The sequence below is a fragment of the Brevibacillus sp. NSP2.1 genome (genome assembly GCF_000470975.2).
Classification (GTDB): domain Bacteria; phylum Bacillota; class Bacilli; order Brevibacillales; family Brevibacillaceae; genus Brevibacillus; species Brevibacillus agri.
Genome location: NZ_CP048274.1, coordinates 4,700,965 through 4,716,226, shown reverse-complemented (window position 1 = coordinate 4,716,226; position 15,262 = coordinate 4,700,965). Strand labels below are relative to the sequence as shown.

14 protein-coding genes and 1 pseudogene are annotated in these 15,262 nt (G+C 54.3%); 9 read left to right on the top strand and 6 right to left on the bottom strand.

Annotated elements, in window-relative coordinates:
* Positions 1-3: 3 nt before the first annotated feature.
* Both M655_RS22975 and M655_RS22970 read left to right on the top strand, forming a co-directional pair.
* Positions 4-726, top strand: coding sequence for a response regulator transcription factor (locus M655_RS22975; protein ID WP_005830049.1), 723 nt, complete (start codon positions 4-6; stop codon positions 724-726).
* Positions 723-2,480, top strand: a complete 1,758-nt coding sequence (locus tag M655_RS22970) for a sensor histidine kinase (RefSeq protein ID WP_026558237.1) — start codon at positions 723-725, stop codon at positions 2,478-2,480. The genes M655_RS22975 and M655_RS22970 overlap by 4 nt, the downstream gene beginning before the upstream one ends.
* Positions 2,481-2,551: 71 nt before the next feature.
* Here the strand turns inward: M655_RS22970 and M655_RS22965 are convergent, their stop codons facing one another.
* The 5 genes and pseudogenes from M655_RS22965 to M655_RS22945 all read right to left on the bottom strand — a co-directional run.
* On the bottom strand, positions 2,552-3,433 hold the full coding sequence (locus tag M655_RS22965; protein ID WP_005830053.1) for a YitT family protein: 882 nt from the start codon (positions 3,431-3,433) through the stop codon (positions 2,552-2,554).
* A gap of 249 nt (positions 3,434-3,682) precedes the next feature.
* Positions 3,683-4,192, bottom strand: coding sequence for an FkbM family methyltransferase (locus M655_RS22960; RefSeq protein ID WP_005830055.1), 510 nt, complete (start codon positions 4,190-4,192; stop codon positions 3,683-3,685).
* A gap of 132 nt (positions 4,193-4,324) precedes the next feature.
* Complete coding sequence (eutH, locus tag M655_RS22955) at positions 4,325-5,605, bottom strand: ethanolamine utilization protein EutH (RefSeq protein WP_005830057.1); 1,281 nt, start codon at positions 5,603-5,605, stop codon at positions 4,325-4,327.
* 409 nt (positions 5,606-6,014) lie between these two features.
* A complete protein-coding gene (locus tag M655_RS22950) occupies positions 6,015-6,215 on the bottom strand; it encodes a cold-shock protein (RefSeq protein ID WP_005830059.1) in 201 nt (66 codons plus the stop codon).
* A 348-nt stretch (positions 6,216-6,563) separates the two neighbouring features.
* A pseudogene (locus M655_RS22945) lies at positions 6,564-6,836 on the bottom strand (nitroreductase family protein); the annotation flags it as partial.
* 284 nt (positions 6,837-7,120) lie between these two features.
* Between M655_RS22945 and M655_RS22940 the strand changes: the two are divergent.
* Both M655_RS22940 and M655_RS22935 read left to right on the top strand, forming a co-directional pair.
* Positions 7,121-7,780 carry a futalosine hydrolase gene (locus M655_RS22940; RefSeq protein WP_005830063.1) on the top strand — a complete coding sequence of 220 codons (660 nt, stop codon included), beginning with the start codon at positions 7,121-7,123 and terminating at the stop codon, positions 7,778-7,780.
* Positions 7,781-8,626, top strand: a complete 846-nt coding sequence (locus M655_RS22935; protein ID WP_005830065.1) for a 1,4-dihydroxy-6-naphtoate synthase — start codon at positions 7,781-7,783, stop codon at positions 8,624-8,626.
* 215 nt (positions 8,627-8,841) lie between these two features.
* On the opposite strand, the gene M655_RS22930 is transcribed toward M655_RS22935, so the two are convergent.
* Positions 8,842-9,366, bottom strand: coding sequence for a superoxide dismutase family protein (locus tag M655_RS22930; RefSeq protein ID WP_005830067.1), 525 nt, complete (start codon positions 9,364-9,366; stop codon positions 8,842-8,844).
* A 161-nt stretch (positions 9,367-9,527) separates the two neighbouring features.
* On the opposite strand from M655_RS22930, the gene M655_RS22925 reads away from it, so the two are divergent.
* From M655_RS22925 to M655_RS22905, 5 genes are all read left to right on the top strand, one after another.
* Entirely contained in the window at positions 9,528-10,205 is a 678-nt protein-coding gene (locus M655_RS22925) for a response regulator transcription factor (RefSeq protein WP_026558239.1), read from the top strand.
* Positions 10,202-11,626, top strand: a complete 1,425-nt coding sequence (locus M655_RS22920; protein WP_026558240.1) for an ATP-binding protein — start codon at positions 10,202-10,204, stop codon at positions 11,624-11,626. The genes M655_RS22925 and M655_RS22920 overlap by 4 nt, the downstream gene beginning before the upstream one ends.
* A 117-nt stretch (positions 11,627-11,743) precedes the next feature.
* Positions 11,744-12,853, top strand: coding sequence for a Fe(3+) ABC transporter substrate-binding protein (locus M655_RS22915; protein WP_005830072.1), 1,110 nt, complete (start codon positions 11,744-11,746; stop codon positions 12,851-12,853).
* A 3-nt stretch (positions 12,854-12,856) separates the two neighbouring features.
* Positions 12,857-14,512 carry an ABC transporter permease gene (locus M655_RS22910; RefSeq protein WP_005830074.1) on the top strand — a complete coding sequence of 552 codons (1,656 nt, stop codon included), beginning with the start codon at positions 12,857-12,859 and terminating at the stop codon, positions 14,510-14,512.
* Positions 14,509-15,150: an ABC transporter ATP-binding protein gene (locus M655_RS22905; RefSeq protein ID WP_026558241.1), complete on the top strand. Its 642-nt coding sequence runs from the start codon at positions 14,509-14,511 to the stop codon at positions 15,148-15,150. The genes M655_RS22910 and M655_RS22905 overlap by 4 nt, the downstream gene beginning before the upstream one ends.
* The last annotated feature ends 112 nt before the right edge of the window (positions 15,151-15,262 follow it).

Sequence of the window (15,262 nt, the reverse complement as noted above, 5' to 3'; positions counted from 1 at the left end):
AACGTGGAAAAAGAAGCGAAAATCTTGCTGGTAGACGACGAGGAAGCGATTTTGCACATGCTGAAAACGGTGCTGCAAAAAGAAGGCTTCGTTTACATAGATACGTGCACGCGAGCAGAGCAGGCGTTGCGATTGGTAGAGGAGCGCCGCTATGATTTGCTGATTCTCGATGTGATGCTGCCGGACAAAAACGGCTTCGAGCTATGCTCCGCCGTTCGCCAGCGCACGAAGGCGCCGATTTTTTTCCTGACGGCGAAAGGAACGGATTTTGACAAGCTGAGCGGCTTTGCCCACGGGGCTGACGATTATATTACGAAGCCGTTTCACCCGCTTGAGGTCGTCGCCCGGATGAAGGCCCACCTGCGCCGGACAATGGGAATGGCCGCTCCTGCCGCACCCCCGGAGCCAAAAATTTACGACTTCGGCCGTTTCCAGGTCAATGCGGATGCTGCCGAGCTGATCGTAGGCGGCGAGCAGGTGGACTGCCCGGCGCAGGTGTTTTCCTTGCTCGTGTTTTTTTGCCAGCATCCAAACCGCGTGTTCACCAAAGAGCAAATATACGATCACGTCTGGAAGGACGAGTACGGATTGTTTGATGAAAATACAGTGATGGTGCACATCCACAAGCTCCGCCAGCGAATCGAGGAAAATCCGGGACAGCCCAAGTATTTGCTTACTGTAAGAGGGTTGGGCTACAAGCTGGTGACGCCAGGGAGACAGGCATGAACCTGCGCAAAAAACTGATTCTGCAATACGTCCGCCAGTTTTTCGGCTTTTTGCTGGTGCTGCTCCTGTGCCTGATCGTGTCGCTGGTTCTTTTGGGCATTCGGCTGATGAACGAGGAGATGGAGGCAGACTTGTCGCGCCTGGTGGCTTCCGACCTGCAAATGCAGCTTGAATACGAGCAGGGAAAAGTCAGCGTCAACGACCGGGTACGAAAAAGTGTCGACAGCCACAACGGCTGGCTGCAAATCATCGACCGCAACGGCAAGCTGCTGTACGCGTACCGCACGCCGGACAATGTTCCGCAGGAGTACGAGCCTGGAGAGTGGATCACGCAGGCGCAAAATGACGAGAGCGCTCTCTACCACGTCAAGCATTGGGTAGTGGATCTGCCGGAGGCAAACACAAACAAAAAAGCAATCGTGTTGTACGGAGCACCCGCGCCGGAAAATGCCTTGATGGCAAAACTGCTCGCAGCGAAGCCTGCCAACGGTGCGGCTGTCCCGGCCGAGTTGGCGCAGAGCTTTTCCCGTGAAAAGGCGTGGTACGCCGTCTATGATCGGCAAGGGCGGCTCAGCGGACAGTACAACGCGCCACAGATGGCCGAGCAACTCGACTTGATCCAACTGTTGCAGATGGAAAACGAAAACAGAAATACTCCGGACTTTACCGTCAGCCGTTACGACAAGGAGAGCGGGCTTACGTACGTAGTCGGTGTGGCGAATCCGTGGTACCGTCCCGGAGCTGCCGCAGAGTCTGTCGACAGCATGATCGCGGACACTTTTTGGCAGGTGGGGATTATTCTGATCGTGTCCGTGCTGGTCGCAGGCAGTTGGTATGCGCTGCGCATCGGGAAGCCGCTGTTGCACATGGTGAACTGGCTGGGCAATCTGGCGCAGGGGCGCTATGCAGAGCCGACAGGAAAAAACGGACGGCGTGTCGGGACGACGCGAAAAGGGAAGCGCAAGAAGTCGTTTGCCGTCTTTCAGGACATTTTTGACGCGCTGGCGAAGCTCAGCCATACGCTGCAGGCGAATAAGGAACGGCAAAAGGACGTGGAGAGGACGCGCGAGGAATGGATATCCGGGCTTTCCCACGACCTGAAGACGCCGCTCAGCTCGATTTTCGGCTATGCGACGATGCTGGAGTCGGAGCAGTACGAGTGGGGCAGAGGGGAAGTCAGCCAGTTTGGCCGGACGATCCGGGAAAAGGCAGACTACATGAACGGCCTGATTGAAGACTTGAACCTGACGTACCGCCTGAAAAACCACGCGCTGTCCATGGTCAAGGAACCCGTCCCGGTCGTGGAGGCGATCCGCCGCATTACGGCTGACCTGGTCAACGAGCCGGACGCAGCCGGGCACGATATCGGGTTTGAGGCGCGCGAGGAAAAAATAGTCGCGATGGTCGATCCGAAATGGTTTTCGCGAATCATCATCAACATTTTGACGAATGCGATCCGGCATACGCCGAAAGGGACGGCTGTGCGCGTAGAGGTTAGCCTCGCAGCACCAGACAGCTTTGTTGTCCGGATTGCGGACAACGGCCCGGGGATGGATGAAAAAACGTTGGCAAACTTGTTCGAGCGCTATTACCGCGGAGGCCATACCGAGGAGGACACGAGCGGGACAGGATTGGGAATGGCGATTGCGAAGCAGCTCGTCATCGCGCACGGAGGGCAAATCGACGTCAAAAGCCAGCCGGGAAAAGGAACGGAGGTTGTCATGACCTTTCCGTGCCAGCCAGCCGGACAGTGAGCTGTTCTAAGTCGGAGCGCGAATACAAAAAAGGTGCCGCTGCCCGTGCAGACGACACCTTTTTTATTTGCCTAGTGAATGGCGTTTTTCTTGAATTGTCCGCCGCGCACGTCGTGGATGTTGCCGACTGCGAGGAAGGCACTCGGGTCGATTTCTTCCACGATCAGCTTCAGCTTGGCCTCTTCCAGACGGGTGATGATGCAGAAAATGACTTTCTTGTCATCGCCGGTGTAGCCACCCTCACCTTTCAAATAGGTGACACCGCGTCCCAGACGGGCAACGATGGCGTCTCCCAATGCCTTGTGATTGTCGCTAATAATCCAGACCGACTTGGATTCCTGGAAGCCTTCGATGGTCAGATCGATCATTTTGAAAGCAATGTAATAGGCGATCAGCGAGTACATCGCGCGATCCCAACCGAATACGAATCCGGCACTGCTCAAAATGAATAGGTTGATAAACATGACGATCTCACCAACGGAGAACGGAGACTTTTTGTTAAACAGTACCGCAATGATTTCCGTACCATCCAGAGAGCCGCCGTAACGCAGGACGAGCCCTACGCCAATTCCCAAAATAATGCCGCCAAACACGGCTGCCAATAGCGGATCATCCGTCAAGCCAGGGACTTCGTGCAACAGCATCGTACCCACGGACATGACACTGACCCCAAACAGCGTGGAAATAGCGAACGTCTTTCCGATTTGCTTATATCCGATTATGAGAAAAGGCAGATTAAGCAAGAACAGGAAAATGCCAAGAGAAAGAGAAGTGAGATGCGAGGCAATGATGGAGATACCTACAATTCCTCCGTCGATGATCTTGTTCGGCACGAGGAAAATCTCCAAAGCTACCGATACAAGGGAAGCACCGACGAGAATAAAGAAGATTCTCTTCAGCAACTTTCCAATGGGTAATTTTTGATGAGTCGAAATTGCATTTTGTTGTTCCATCGTTTCTCTCCCCATTGTGAAATTTTCTACTCTCTTATTATAACATTCATTTTTGATTGACTACTGCTCAATTGCACATTATACGAAAAAAATAGCAAAATCTGATATGGATAATGAAATATGGGAGAAGGCACGCAGCTTGCACGGGATGGCCTGGACGCAAGCGCTCGCCAGTCTAGTCTGGAAAGCGGCGCCGAAAGCAGGCGAGGACGATTTTGTGCTGCGCGCCAAAATTTGGCGTCTGGCAGATCAGTCTGACATGACCAGATACGGGCACTCCCCGGTAGCAAGCACGATGTCGAGGTCGATCTCGACGGTGGCCCCTGTTGCATCGAGGACGAAAAAGCGCTTGGCAAACGTCTGCCGATAGTCGTGCAAAAGCTGGGTAAACGGCTCCCAATCCGCCTGGAGCATATGGCGGTTCAGTTCAAAAACGACGGTTTTCGCCTGCTTCGCGATGATTCTTTCCATGCCGAGAAAAGCCTGATACTCGCCGCCTTCAATGTCGATTTTGACAAAGTCGACGCGCTCGTCGGCACGGATAAGCTCATCGACGGCAGCGGCTTCTGCTTCGATACAGTCAAATTCGTCCTTGTAGTGCTTGTGGTAGTCTGCGCTGTGCTGGTGCAGGGAGCTGTTGCCGAGGAAGCGGCGGGAGGCGTAGAACGCGATGCGGGACGGCCGGGAAAAGGCGGCCAGCGGATAGGGGTGAACCTGATCGTGAAAAATCCGGGAATTACCTCCTTGGTGGTTTTGCAAAATACATTACAGATTATGTACAGCAGGACGTTTTGAGACGTGTTGCTTTCATTACGGCATGGCAAAAGGGCAAAAGAAAAAAGCTGTCTCCAGGGACAGCCTTTTTGTTATGCGGAAAAGCGTGACTTTGTCTTACTCTTTGGTAGCCGCTACTTCAGTAGAAGCTTTTTGCTCGCCGTGTCCGTCCATGTATTCGTCAGGACCGATGATGCCAGCTTCGCGGTCTTGTTTCTCCAGCTCCAGCGCTTTTGGCACAGAGAGCCAGTAGGCGAGCGCGATGGCGATCACACCTGCACCGAGCTTGCCGAGCATCACCGGCAAGATGATGTTAGGCTGGAAGTTCGCGGAGAAGGACAAGTGGTCGCCCAGCAAGAACGCCGCACATACCGCGAAGGAGATGTTGATGACTTTGTCTTTTGGCGGCATGGAGCGCACGAGGCGGAACATGGCCAAAATGTTGGCGACAGTTGCCAGCAGCCCCGCACTGCCTGTAGGACTGAGGCCCAGCTTGTTGCCCAGCGCTTCCAGTGGCTTCGCCGCGTATTTGCGCAGCAAGTACACCATCGGGAACGCACCGCAGAGCATGATTCCGATGTAACCGGCTGTTTCCAGCGCGCGGTATTGATCTTTCGGGTCGGCGATGATCGGATCGAATCCCCAAGAGCCGAATACGGTAGAGAAAATGCCTGTAAAGTATTCCACGATCGAAAACACGAGAACGAGTTTGATGCCAGCGTCCATTGTTTTACCAAAGATCATGAATCCGCGAATCATCAGGTCAGGCATGAAGCGCAGACCTGCGGCAATCGCCACAACAAAAATCAGGATAGGGGACAAGTTCAAAAGCACCTGGCCGATTCCGATGGCAAACGCATACGTGGAGTCAGCGTTTGTAGAGATTTCAGCACGAACTTGCGCGTTTGACAGAGAGAGAATGGCACTGGTGATGAAAGCGCCGATCGGAACAGTCAAAATCCCGGACATGACGCCAAGCGCCATGTATTTGTGGTCGCGCTTGTCGAGCATGGCCAGCCCCATTGGAATGGAGAAAACGATCGTCGCACCAGCCATCAGACCGACGACCATAGCCATTACCCAGCCTTCTGTCGAGCTTTTCAAGATGTTCGCCAACTGGTAGCCACCCATGTCGGAAGCCAAAATGGCTGTTGCCGCGAGGGCAGGGTCGGCGCCGATTTTGTGGAAAATCGGCGACACCGCTTTTTCCACAAACCACGAGATGTAAGGGAGGGAGGCCATGATCCCGGCTGCGGGAACGAAGATGTAGCCGGTTGAGTGAATTCCTTCCATGAACTCCTTGCCAAGCCCTTCATCGCTGTTGCGGATTGCGGCGACAGCACCGATGACTGCGCATAGCATGATGATGTAAATAATGACACTTCCAATGTGCTCCATGGACAACCCCACCTTTTTGAAAGATGTAAACAATAAAAGCGCTTAGGATCCCTGAAAACCGGGGATTTGCCCTAAGCGCCTTTGCTTATTTTCGTATGGACTTGTTTAAACAGCTTGAAGATTGATAAATCATCTGGAACCGCTTTCAAACGAGACTAAAAAATAAGCGAAGGAATGATGTCTCAGCTTGTATCATTGTGTAAATTTTGAAAACTTCATGCTGGAAAGCGCCATTGCTTTTCGCTGCATTATACCGTGATTATATGGGGAGCTTTGTCTGTTGTCAACAGCTCTTTAGGAACAAAGTCCGAATTTTATGGCGGGTGACCGACAAAAAGCGGCCGCGCAGGTTGAAAAAGAGCGAAAAAAAGCCGCCCTGCTATCAAGCAAGGGCAGCTTTGTGAGCCAATTACAGTTTTACTACGTTCTCAGCTTGTGGTCCGCGGTTGCCTTCTACCACGTTGAATTCAACGCGTTGGCCTTCTTCAAGAGTTTTGAAGCCTTCGCCAGTGATTGCGCTGAAGTGAACGAATACGTCGTTTCCGCCTTCAACTGCGATGAAACCATAACCTTTTTCAGCGTTGAACCATTTTACTGTACCTGTTTGCATGGGTGTTACCTCCAACAAAGTTAAAATGAATATGCAACTTTTATTTGTGGATAAAATAAAATTCACACATTGTGAAAGGTTCAAACATAACTGTAAACCCTTTACAATATGTGAACACTCATTTGAAACTTCTTTTGTTTAAATTAATACTACCACAGACAGGAGCGGAAATCAATCAGTTACTTTCAGATCCGTGCAGCAAAAAAACAAGGAAAGACGGCGAAAAGACTGGATGTCTCGCGCGCCGCCTTATTAATGGGGGAATTTACCTAGCGATAAGGAGAAAAACTTCACTCGTTCCGCGATGGGCTGGAACTGTTTTTCGCCAGGCTGTGCGGTTGGCTTGCCGAACGCGTTCATTTTTTCTTCTGTCGGTCCGAAGCTTTCGGCTGGCACGATTTTGCGTAGCGTTTCCTTGGTGATGCTCCACAGCATGTCGTGGTGTTCGCCCAGAAGCACAACGACGCGGGCGCTTTGCGAGTTGAAGGAGGAAGGCGTATGCTTGACGGCTTCTTCGACAAGCTCGCGAATACGCTCGTCAGAGACAACAGCTTCCTTGCTGATTCCGTAATAGGTGCGTCTGTCTTTTACGGCTGTGAAAAAATCTTTACTCAGATTCATACCTCCAATGGCTTTTTTTCTTTAACAGATGCATGGAAAATGCAAAACTTATTCAATGTAATATAATTACTTTTCGTAACTAAATATATTTTATTGAAGAATCGTTGTTAATCCTTTTCCAGCAGACGGATGCGTTTTGGCGACAGCAGCGGCGCATTTGTCTGTCAAACACCCCAAACTCTTTACACGAAGGACAAGTAGCGATAACGTGGAGGAGGAAATGTTTTTTCAAGAAAGCTGTACGAAATAAAGAAGGGAAGCAGAGGAAGGAGGGCAGGCTGGAAATGCTTGATGAGCAAAAAAAGCAGCGCATTCTCGTCGTGACGTCGGTAGCGGCAGAGCGGGATGCGGTCATGCAAGGGCTGGGTGAGGACGCACGGTTCACGGTGGCCGTCGGAGGAGTGGGGCCAGCTTCGGCCGCTGCCAGTACGGCGCGGGCGCTGGCAAAGGTGCAGTACGACCTGGTGGTTTGCGCGGGGATTTGCGGCGGCTTCGTCGGCCGGACAGAGGTCGGCTCGATTGCGGTAGCCAGTGAGATCGTCTGCGCAGATTTGGGAGCGGAGACGCCGGATGGCTTTTGCAGCGTGGACGAGCTGGGGTTTGGCTCGGCGCGTGTGCCCGTGGCTGGCGAGCTGGCAGAGCGTGTGGAGCGCGCCATGCAAAAAGCGGGCTTGCCCGTTGGTCGCGGACCGATCCTGACGCTGTCTACGGTGACGGGAACGGCGGAAACGGCACAGGCTTTGGCTGACAGGATGCCGGAAGCGCTCGCGGAAGCCATGGAAGGATACGGTGTGGCGGTCGCTGCGCATGCGGCTGGCGTGCCTGTATTGGAGATCAGGACGGTTTCCAACGCGATTGGCCCGCGCGACAAGTCGGCGTGGCGAATCAAGGACGCGCTGGAAGCGCTGCGAAAAGGAAGCTCAGTTTTGCGGGAGGTGCTGTAAATGAAGATTGCGTTTTCTCCGTGTCCAAATGACACGTTTGTGTTTCACGCCTGGGCACACGGGCTGATTCCGGGTGCGCCCGAGTTGGACATCATGTATGCCGACATTGATATTACGAACACGCTGGCGACTCGTGCCGAGGGGCCGGAAGTGATGAAAATTTCTTATGCGGCACTGCCGTGGGTGCTGGACAAATACGCGTTGCTCCCTTGCGGCGGGGCTTTGGGCAGAGGCTGCGGGCCGCTCGTGCTGACACAGGGTGATGCAGGCGCAAGCGCCAACGACCCGGCCCGGCTCTCCGGCAAGCGGGTGGCCGTTCCCAGCGAACGCTCGACGGCGTACCTGCTGTTCCGTTTGTGGGCTGCCCAAAACGTCCCGGGCGGTGTAGGGGAAATCGTCGTGATGCCGTTCCACGAAATCATGCCTGCCGTGCGCGACGGCAAAATCGACGCGGGCCTGGTCATTCACGAAGCGCGTTTTACTTATCAAAACTACGGACTGGCCCTCATGACCGATCTGGGCAACTGGTGGGAAGCAGACACCAATCTGCCGATTCCGCTCGGGGCGATCATCGCCAAAAGATCAATGGATCTCGAAGCGCTGGCGAACTGGACGCGCGCGTCTGTAGAATACGCCTGGGCTCATCCGACCGCTTCGCAGGAGTACGTCATGTGCCACGCCCAGGAGCTGTCCTTCGAGGTTGCCCAGGCACACATTGCCCTGTACGTAAACGAATTTACGCGCAATCTCGGAGAGGACGGCTACGCAGCTATCACCGCCTTGCTGGGGCGCGCTGCCGAGGAAGGGCTTGTCCCTCGATTCGACTTGTCGCTGCTGCGCGGATAACAGGCAACAGAAATGGCGGTCGCGCGAAGGACTGGCCTTTTGCCGATGTGACAAGTCTTTGCGCATAACAAAAGAAAACGAAGGAAGCACAGGGCTTGAGTCTCTGTGCTTTTTTTATTGCCACGGCAGCCGAGGGTACGAAGCTGTCCACGGCACGGCTGTGTCCTGCTCTCGCCTGATGGATTCGCATAGCGGAAGCAAAAATGGCGCGGTCGCTAGGCAGGCTGGATAATCCCGCAGGCCAGCCGCTTGCCGCTGTTGCCCGCAGGCTGTGTCCGGTAGTCGTCCGGGCTTTGGTGGATGATGACAGATTTGCCGACGACATCTGCCGCCCTGAACTGGTTGGTGAAAAAGCTCATCCGCGCATAGCCGTCGTTGGAAAACAGGACAGGGAAGTCGCCAGCGTGGTTGCCGTGCGGCTGGTTGGTCGGATTCCAGTGGGAGCCGGCTGCGGTGAACGGATCGTCCGGATTGCCGACGGTGCAGACGCCATGTTCATGCAGGTGAAAGCCAAAAGGGCCAATCGGCTGCTGATTGCCAGTCGCGGGCTTGTAAGGAGGCAGGCCGATGACTTCGACGTAAACCTCCGTTCCGTACGGGACATCGGTGAAGACGATATAGCCGTTCAGGTTCGGAGCCAGCGGACCGCCCTGAATCTGGGCATAAGCCTGTGTCGGGGTGTGCGCATAGTGGGAAGAAATCATGCGCGTATCGTAAAAATAGGGAGGATATCCGTTCATGTTCACTCCACCTTCGCTTTCGTGATCGTTACGATGTTCATCCTATGTCGCGAATGGGCGGATGGTTCATCTTTTCTGTGGGCGGCGAATGTTGACGCTGATAATTATTATCATCTACAATCAGATGGACTTCCCCCGCGGGGACAAAAGGTGAGCAAACGATGAAACGAGTGCTTTTGATTGAAGATGAAAAAAATATGGCGAGGTTCATCGAGCTGGAGCTGCGTCACGAATCGTTTTTCGTGGCGGTTGCCGATGAAGGAAGAACAGGGCTGGACCTCGCGTTGAAGGAAGAGTGGGACCTCATCCTGCTTGATTTGATGCTGCCGGAAATGGACGGGATGGAAGTGTGCCGCAAGATTCGCGAGCGCAAAAAAACGCCGATCATCATGCTGACGGCAAGAGACAGTGTGGATGATCGCGTCTCGGGTTTGGACAGCGGCGCGGACGACTACATTCCCAAGCCGTTTGCGATTGAGGAGTTGCTCGCGCGAATGCGTGTCGTGTTTCGCAGGCAGGAGGAGCAGACCGACGCGCTGCGGGCCAAGCTTGTTTTTCGCGAGCTGACCGTTGACCTGGAGGCGCGAACGGTAGCAAAAGGCGGAAAGAGCCTCGAATTGACCAAAAGGGAGTACGATCTGCTCGTGATGTTTATGAAAAACATTAACCGCGTCCTGCCGCGCGACGTGCTGCTCGATACGGTGTGGGGGTACGAGTCTGCCGTCGAAACGAACGTCGTCGATGTGTACGTGCGGTATTTGCGCAACAAAATCGACGCGCCTGAGGAGCGCAGCTACATCCAGTCCGTTCGCGGGATCGGCTACGTGATGAGAAAATGAAAAGATACGCCCCATCCAGACTCCCGATCAAATGGAAGCTGACGCTTTGGTCGTCCGTGCTGCTCTTTTTGGTGTTCATCGCCTACAATACCGTTCAATATTATTTTGTGGAAAAGTGGATGATGCGTCAGGAGGAGCAAGCGGCCGAGCAGACGATGCGCGAGATTCTCAACTTTGCCCTGGAGCGGGAAATCTCCTTCGCGGGAGCCGATCTCGACGAAATGCGCAGCTTTTTGCAAAAAATCAACCAGCACAACCAGCGAATCCGTATCCTCGACGGGCAAGGCGTGCCGGTTGCCGTCGTGTCGGACGGGATCGAAGACAGCCTGGCTGAAACGATCACGCGTGCTCCCCGCGAGCAATGGCGGAGTGTGCACATCAGCAAAAACTTGCTGTTGATGGAGCGGCCGATCACGATTTTTCAGTTTGACGGCACGGTGGAGATCGTGAAAAACATCCAGGAGTTCGAGAAGCTGAGCGGAGCGTTGTTCCGGTTCATGGCGATCGGCTGTCTCGCGGCGGTCATTGTAAGCGGACTCGGCGGGAGACTGCTGGCCCGGCAGTTGGTCAAGCCGCTGCAGGCGATGAACGAAACGATGAAAAACGTGAAGCAAAAGGGTCTGTCCGAGCGGGTGGAGTTTTACGACAATCACGATGAACTCGCCACGACGATGAAGATGTTTAATGCGATGATGGACAAGCTGGAGCGGTCCTTTCAGCAGCAGCGGCAATTCGTGGAGGATGCTTCGCATGAATTGCGCACCCCGATCGCCATCGTCGAAGGGCACCTGGGCATGCTGCGTCGCTGGGGCAAGCACGATCCGGCCGTCCTGGAGGAATCGCTGCAAATATCCGTGGAGGAGCTGTCCAGATTAAAAGCGCTGGTCGAGGAGCTTCTCGTGCTGACGCGGGCAGAGAATCTGCAAATGGATGAAGCGGCCGCAGTATGCGAGCCGGAGCAGGTCATTTCGCAAACGGTCAAAAAGGTCAATGTGCTTCATCCCGCCTTCATTATAGAGCGCGATCTGCAGGCGCTGTCCGGGGTGAAGCTGGCCATATCCGCAGAACATCTGGAGCAGATTTTGCTGATTCTTTTGGACAATGCGGTCAAGTATTCGCGGGAACGAAAAAGAATCGCGGTGAGGGCAGCCATTCAGGGCGAGCGAGCCCGCCTGGAGATTATCGACGCGGGAATCGGCATTCCGGCAAAAGACTTGCCGTATGTCACGGATCGGCTGTACCGGGTAGACAAAGCGCGAAACAGAAAAAGCGGCGCCATGGACGGAAACGGCCTGGGGCTGTCGATTGCGAAGCGGCTTGTGGAGCGTTACAACGGAGCGCTGACGATCGAGAGCGTCGAGCAGGAAGGCACTACTGTCAACGTGCTGTTGCCGATTCGCTCGATTGCGGAGAGCGTCTGAAAAAAGTTTTTTTGTTTTTCTCATCGTTTTCTCATTTTGCTTCGCTACAATAAGCCTTGTCGATTGGAAATGATATTCATTATCAAAACAACTTGAGGCAAAGGGGAAGATTCGAAAATGAGAAAAACAAGCATGCTCAGTCTCATGCTCTTTACGATGCTGACTGTGCCATTCATGGCGGGCTGCGGAGCTGGTCAGGGAGAGAGCAGCGCGAGCCAGCCGCAAGCCGGCACTACCGCGCCAAAAGCGGAGGAGACGGCGGCGAAGGACAAGGACCAGGTCGTCAACGTATTTACGGCAAGGCACTACGAGATAGACAGCAAGCTGTTTGCCGAGTTCACCAAACAGACGGGGATCAAGGTCAATGAAGTAAAAGGCACAGCCGAGGAACTGGTGGAGCGCCTGAAGCGCGAAGGCGAAAGCTCGGAGGCGGATTTGTTCATCACCGTGGACGGCGGCGTGCTGAACTACGCCAAGCAAAACGGCGTTCTGCAGCCAATCGCCTCCGCAGAGGTGGAAAAAAACGTGCCGAGCCAATGGCGCGATCCTGACAACGAATGGATCGGCATGGCGACCCGCGCGCGCGTGATCGTCTACGCAAAAGACCGCGTGAAGCCGGAAGATTTGTCCACCTATGAAGATTTGGCGAGCGACAAATGGAAGGGCAAAGTGCTCGTTCGTTCTTCCTCGAATTTGTACAACCAGTCATTGGTCGCTTCCTTTATCGAGCTGAATGGCGAACAGGCGGCGCAAGACTGGGCAACGGGCCTGGCGAACAACCTGGCGCGCAAGCCAGAGGGCGGAGACCGCGACCAGGCGAAAGCGATCGCGGCCAAAGTCGGAGATGTCGCTCTGATGAACACGTACTACGTCGGGCAAATGCTGCATTCCAAAGATGCGGAAGAAGTGAAAGTCGCAGAAAGCGTCGGCGTCTTTTTCCCGAACCAAAACACGACAGGTACGCACGTGAACATTAGCGGCATCGGCTTGACCAAGCATGCGAAAAACAAAGACAACGCCGTCAAGTTGATCGAATACATCACGAGCAAGGAAGGCCAGTCGATGTTGACGCAAGGCAGCTTTGAGTTCCCGGTGAATGCGGAGGCGGAGAAGCCGGCCTTGTTGAAAGAATGGGGCGAGTTCAAGACGCAGCAGCTCAATTTTGCCAAGCTTGGCGAGCACAACAAAAAAGCGGTTGAGCTGATGAACAAAGCAGGGTGGAAATAAACGATGACGGGAGCTGCGTTGCGAAGAAGCCTGAAACGGAAGCTGAACGGGTGGGTAGCGCTGAGCGTGACAGGGGCCATTTTGGCCCTTCTCCCGTCTCTTTACATTTTGCTCGGCCTGTTTGCGCACACGAATGAAAACTGGCAGCACATTCAGGAGTACATGCTCCTCGATTACGCCCTGGAATCGCTGTGGCTCGTCTTGGGAACAGGAGCCTGTACGATCATCGTAGGCGTTTCGCTCGCCTGGCTGGTGGCTGCCTACGATTTTCCGCTGCGCCGTTTTTTCGCGTTCGCCTTCGTGCTGCCGCTGGCGATCCCGCCGTATATTGCGGCCTACACGTACGGCAACATGCTGAGCTATACCGGAAGCATCCAGACTTTTTTGCGAAATGGCTGGGGCTGGACGTTCGATCAGCGCTACTTTGACATCATGTCCATGAAGGGCGCCATTTTTATTTTCACGCTGTTTTTGTTTCCGTACGTGTACTTGATTACGAAAACGTTTCTGGAAAAGCAGAGCGCGGCGTTCATTGAAAACGCCCGATTGCTGGGGAAAAACTCGGTTCACATCTTTTTTCGCATCGTGTTGCCGCTCTCGCAGGCCGCTATTGCGGGGGGAGCGAGCCTGGTCGCGTTTGAGGTGCTGAACGACTTTGGCGTGACTAACCACTTCGGCATTCAGTCGTTTACAACGGCGATTTTCAAGACGTGGTTCGGCATGTACGACGTCGATTCGGCAATCCGTCTGGCTGCCTGGCTGATGAGCCTGATTATCGGCATTTTTGTCGTGGAGCGGCTGGTGCGCAAGCGCAAAAAGTTCAGCTCGCCGACGAACCGGGTCACGACGCTGCGCAGAAGAAAGCTGACAGGGCTGCCCATGTATGCCGCGCTATGCTTTTGTATCGCGATCGTTTCCCTTTCTTTTTTCATTCCTGTGGCACAGCTTGCGGTCTGGGCAACATGGACGTATCAGGAAGTGCTGAACGAGCGGTTCGTGCAGCTTTTGACCAATACGCTGTCGATCTCTGTTGTTTCCATCGCGCTCCTGATGCTGCTTGCGGTCACGGTCGCCAACGTCATTCGCTATTCCCGCACATCTGTATTCGCCATGGTTATGACGCGGCTGATTTCCATGGGGTACTCGATTCCGGGGGCGGTGCTGTCAATCGGCGTGCTGGCCGTCGTGATTTCGCTCGACAAAGAGCTGGGTCCGCTGTACGCCTGGCTGGGCTTTCCAGAGGGCAAGCTGGTGATTAGCATGTCGCTGTTCATGCTCGTTTTTGCCTATATCATCCGTTTTTTGGCGGTCGGCTTCAATGCGGTCGAAGCCGGCTTTGAGAAGACGGGAAACCGCTATTCGGAGGCGGCGCGAATGCTCGGCATGGGGATGACCCGGACTTTTTTCAAGGTCGATTTGCCGCTCATCAAAGGGGCGGTCATGACCGGGGTTATTCTCGTGTTCATGGAGATTGTCAAGGAGCTGCCGCTGACCTTGCTGCTCCGCCCCTACAACTTCGAAACGCTGGCGACGAAGGCGTACCAATACGCAAGCGATGAGCAAATCCAGCAAGCGTCGATTCCGTCGCTGTTCATCGTCGCGGTCGGCATCGTTTCCGTCTTTTTTTATCACTGGGTAGGGGAGAGACAGGCAAAATGAGCTTTTTTCAACTGGACAATATCACGTTTGGCTACGGAGCGGGGAGCGGGCCTGTCGTGCGCAATTTTTCGCTGCGCATGGAGCAGGGCGAGATCGTTGGGATTTTGGGAAACAGCGGCTGTGGAAAAAGCACGCTGCTGCGCTTGATCGCGGGGCTGGAAGCTCCTGCGGGCGGACGAATCCTCATCGACGGACGGGTGCTGGTCGATGCGCGGCAGTTCGTCGAGCCTGAGCATCGCGGAGTCGGAATGATTTTTCAGGACTATGCGCTGTTTCCGCATTTGACGGTCGAGCAAAATATTTTGTTTGGACTGCATCGGCTGACGAAAAAAGAACGGGAGGTACGGCTTCGGGAAATGCTTGCGCTCGTGCAAATGGAGGGCTTCGGCAAGCGCTACCCGCATGAGCTGAGCGGCGGGCAGCAGCAGCGGGTGGCTTTTGCCAGAGCGTTGGCACCTCGACCCGCCATTCTGTTGATGGATGAGCCGTTCAGCAATCTGGACGCAGAGTTGAAAAAGAAAATACGCGAGGAATTGCAGGAGCTGCTGCGGGCAGCGCGCATCACGACGATACTGGTGACCCATGACAGAGAAGATGCGGAGACGATCTGCGACCGGATCATCCGCATGGCTCGCTGACGGGCAAAGTGTCGCTTCCTCCTGAAAAGTTCAGCAGCATTCCCCTGCATCGTGTATAATGTGCTTGTGACGATTGCAGTTTACGGTTTGGCGCGATTGCCGCTGAACCGTT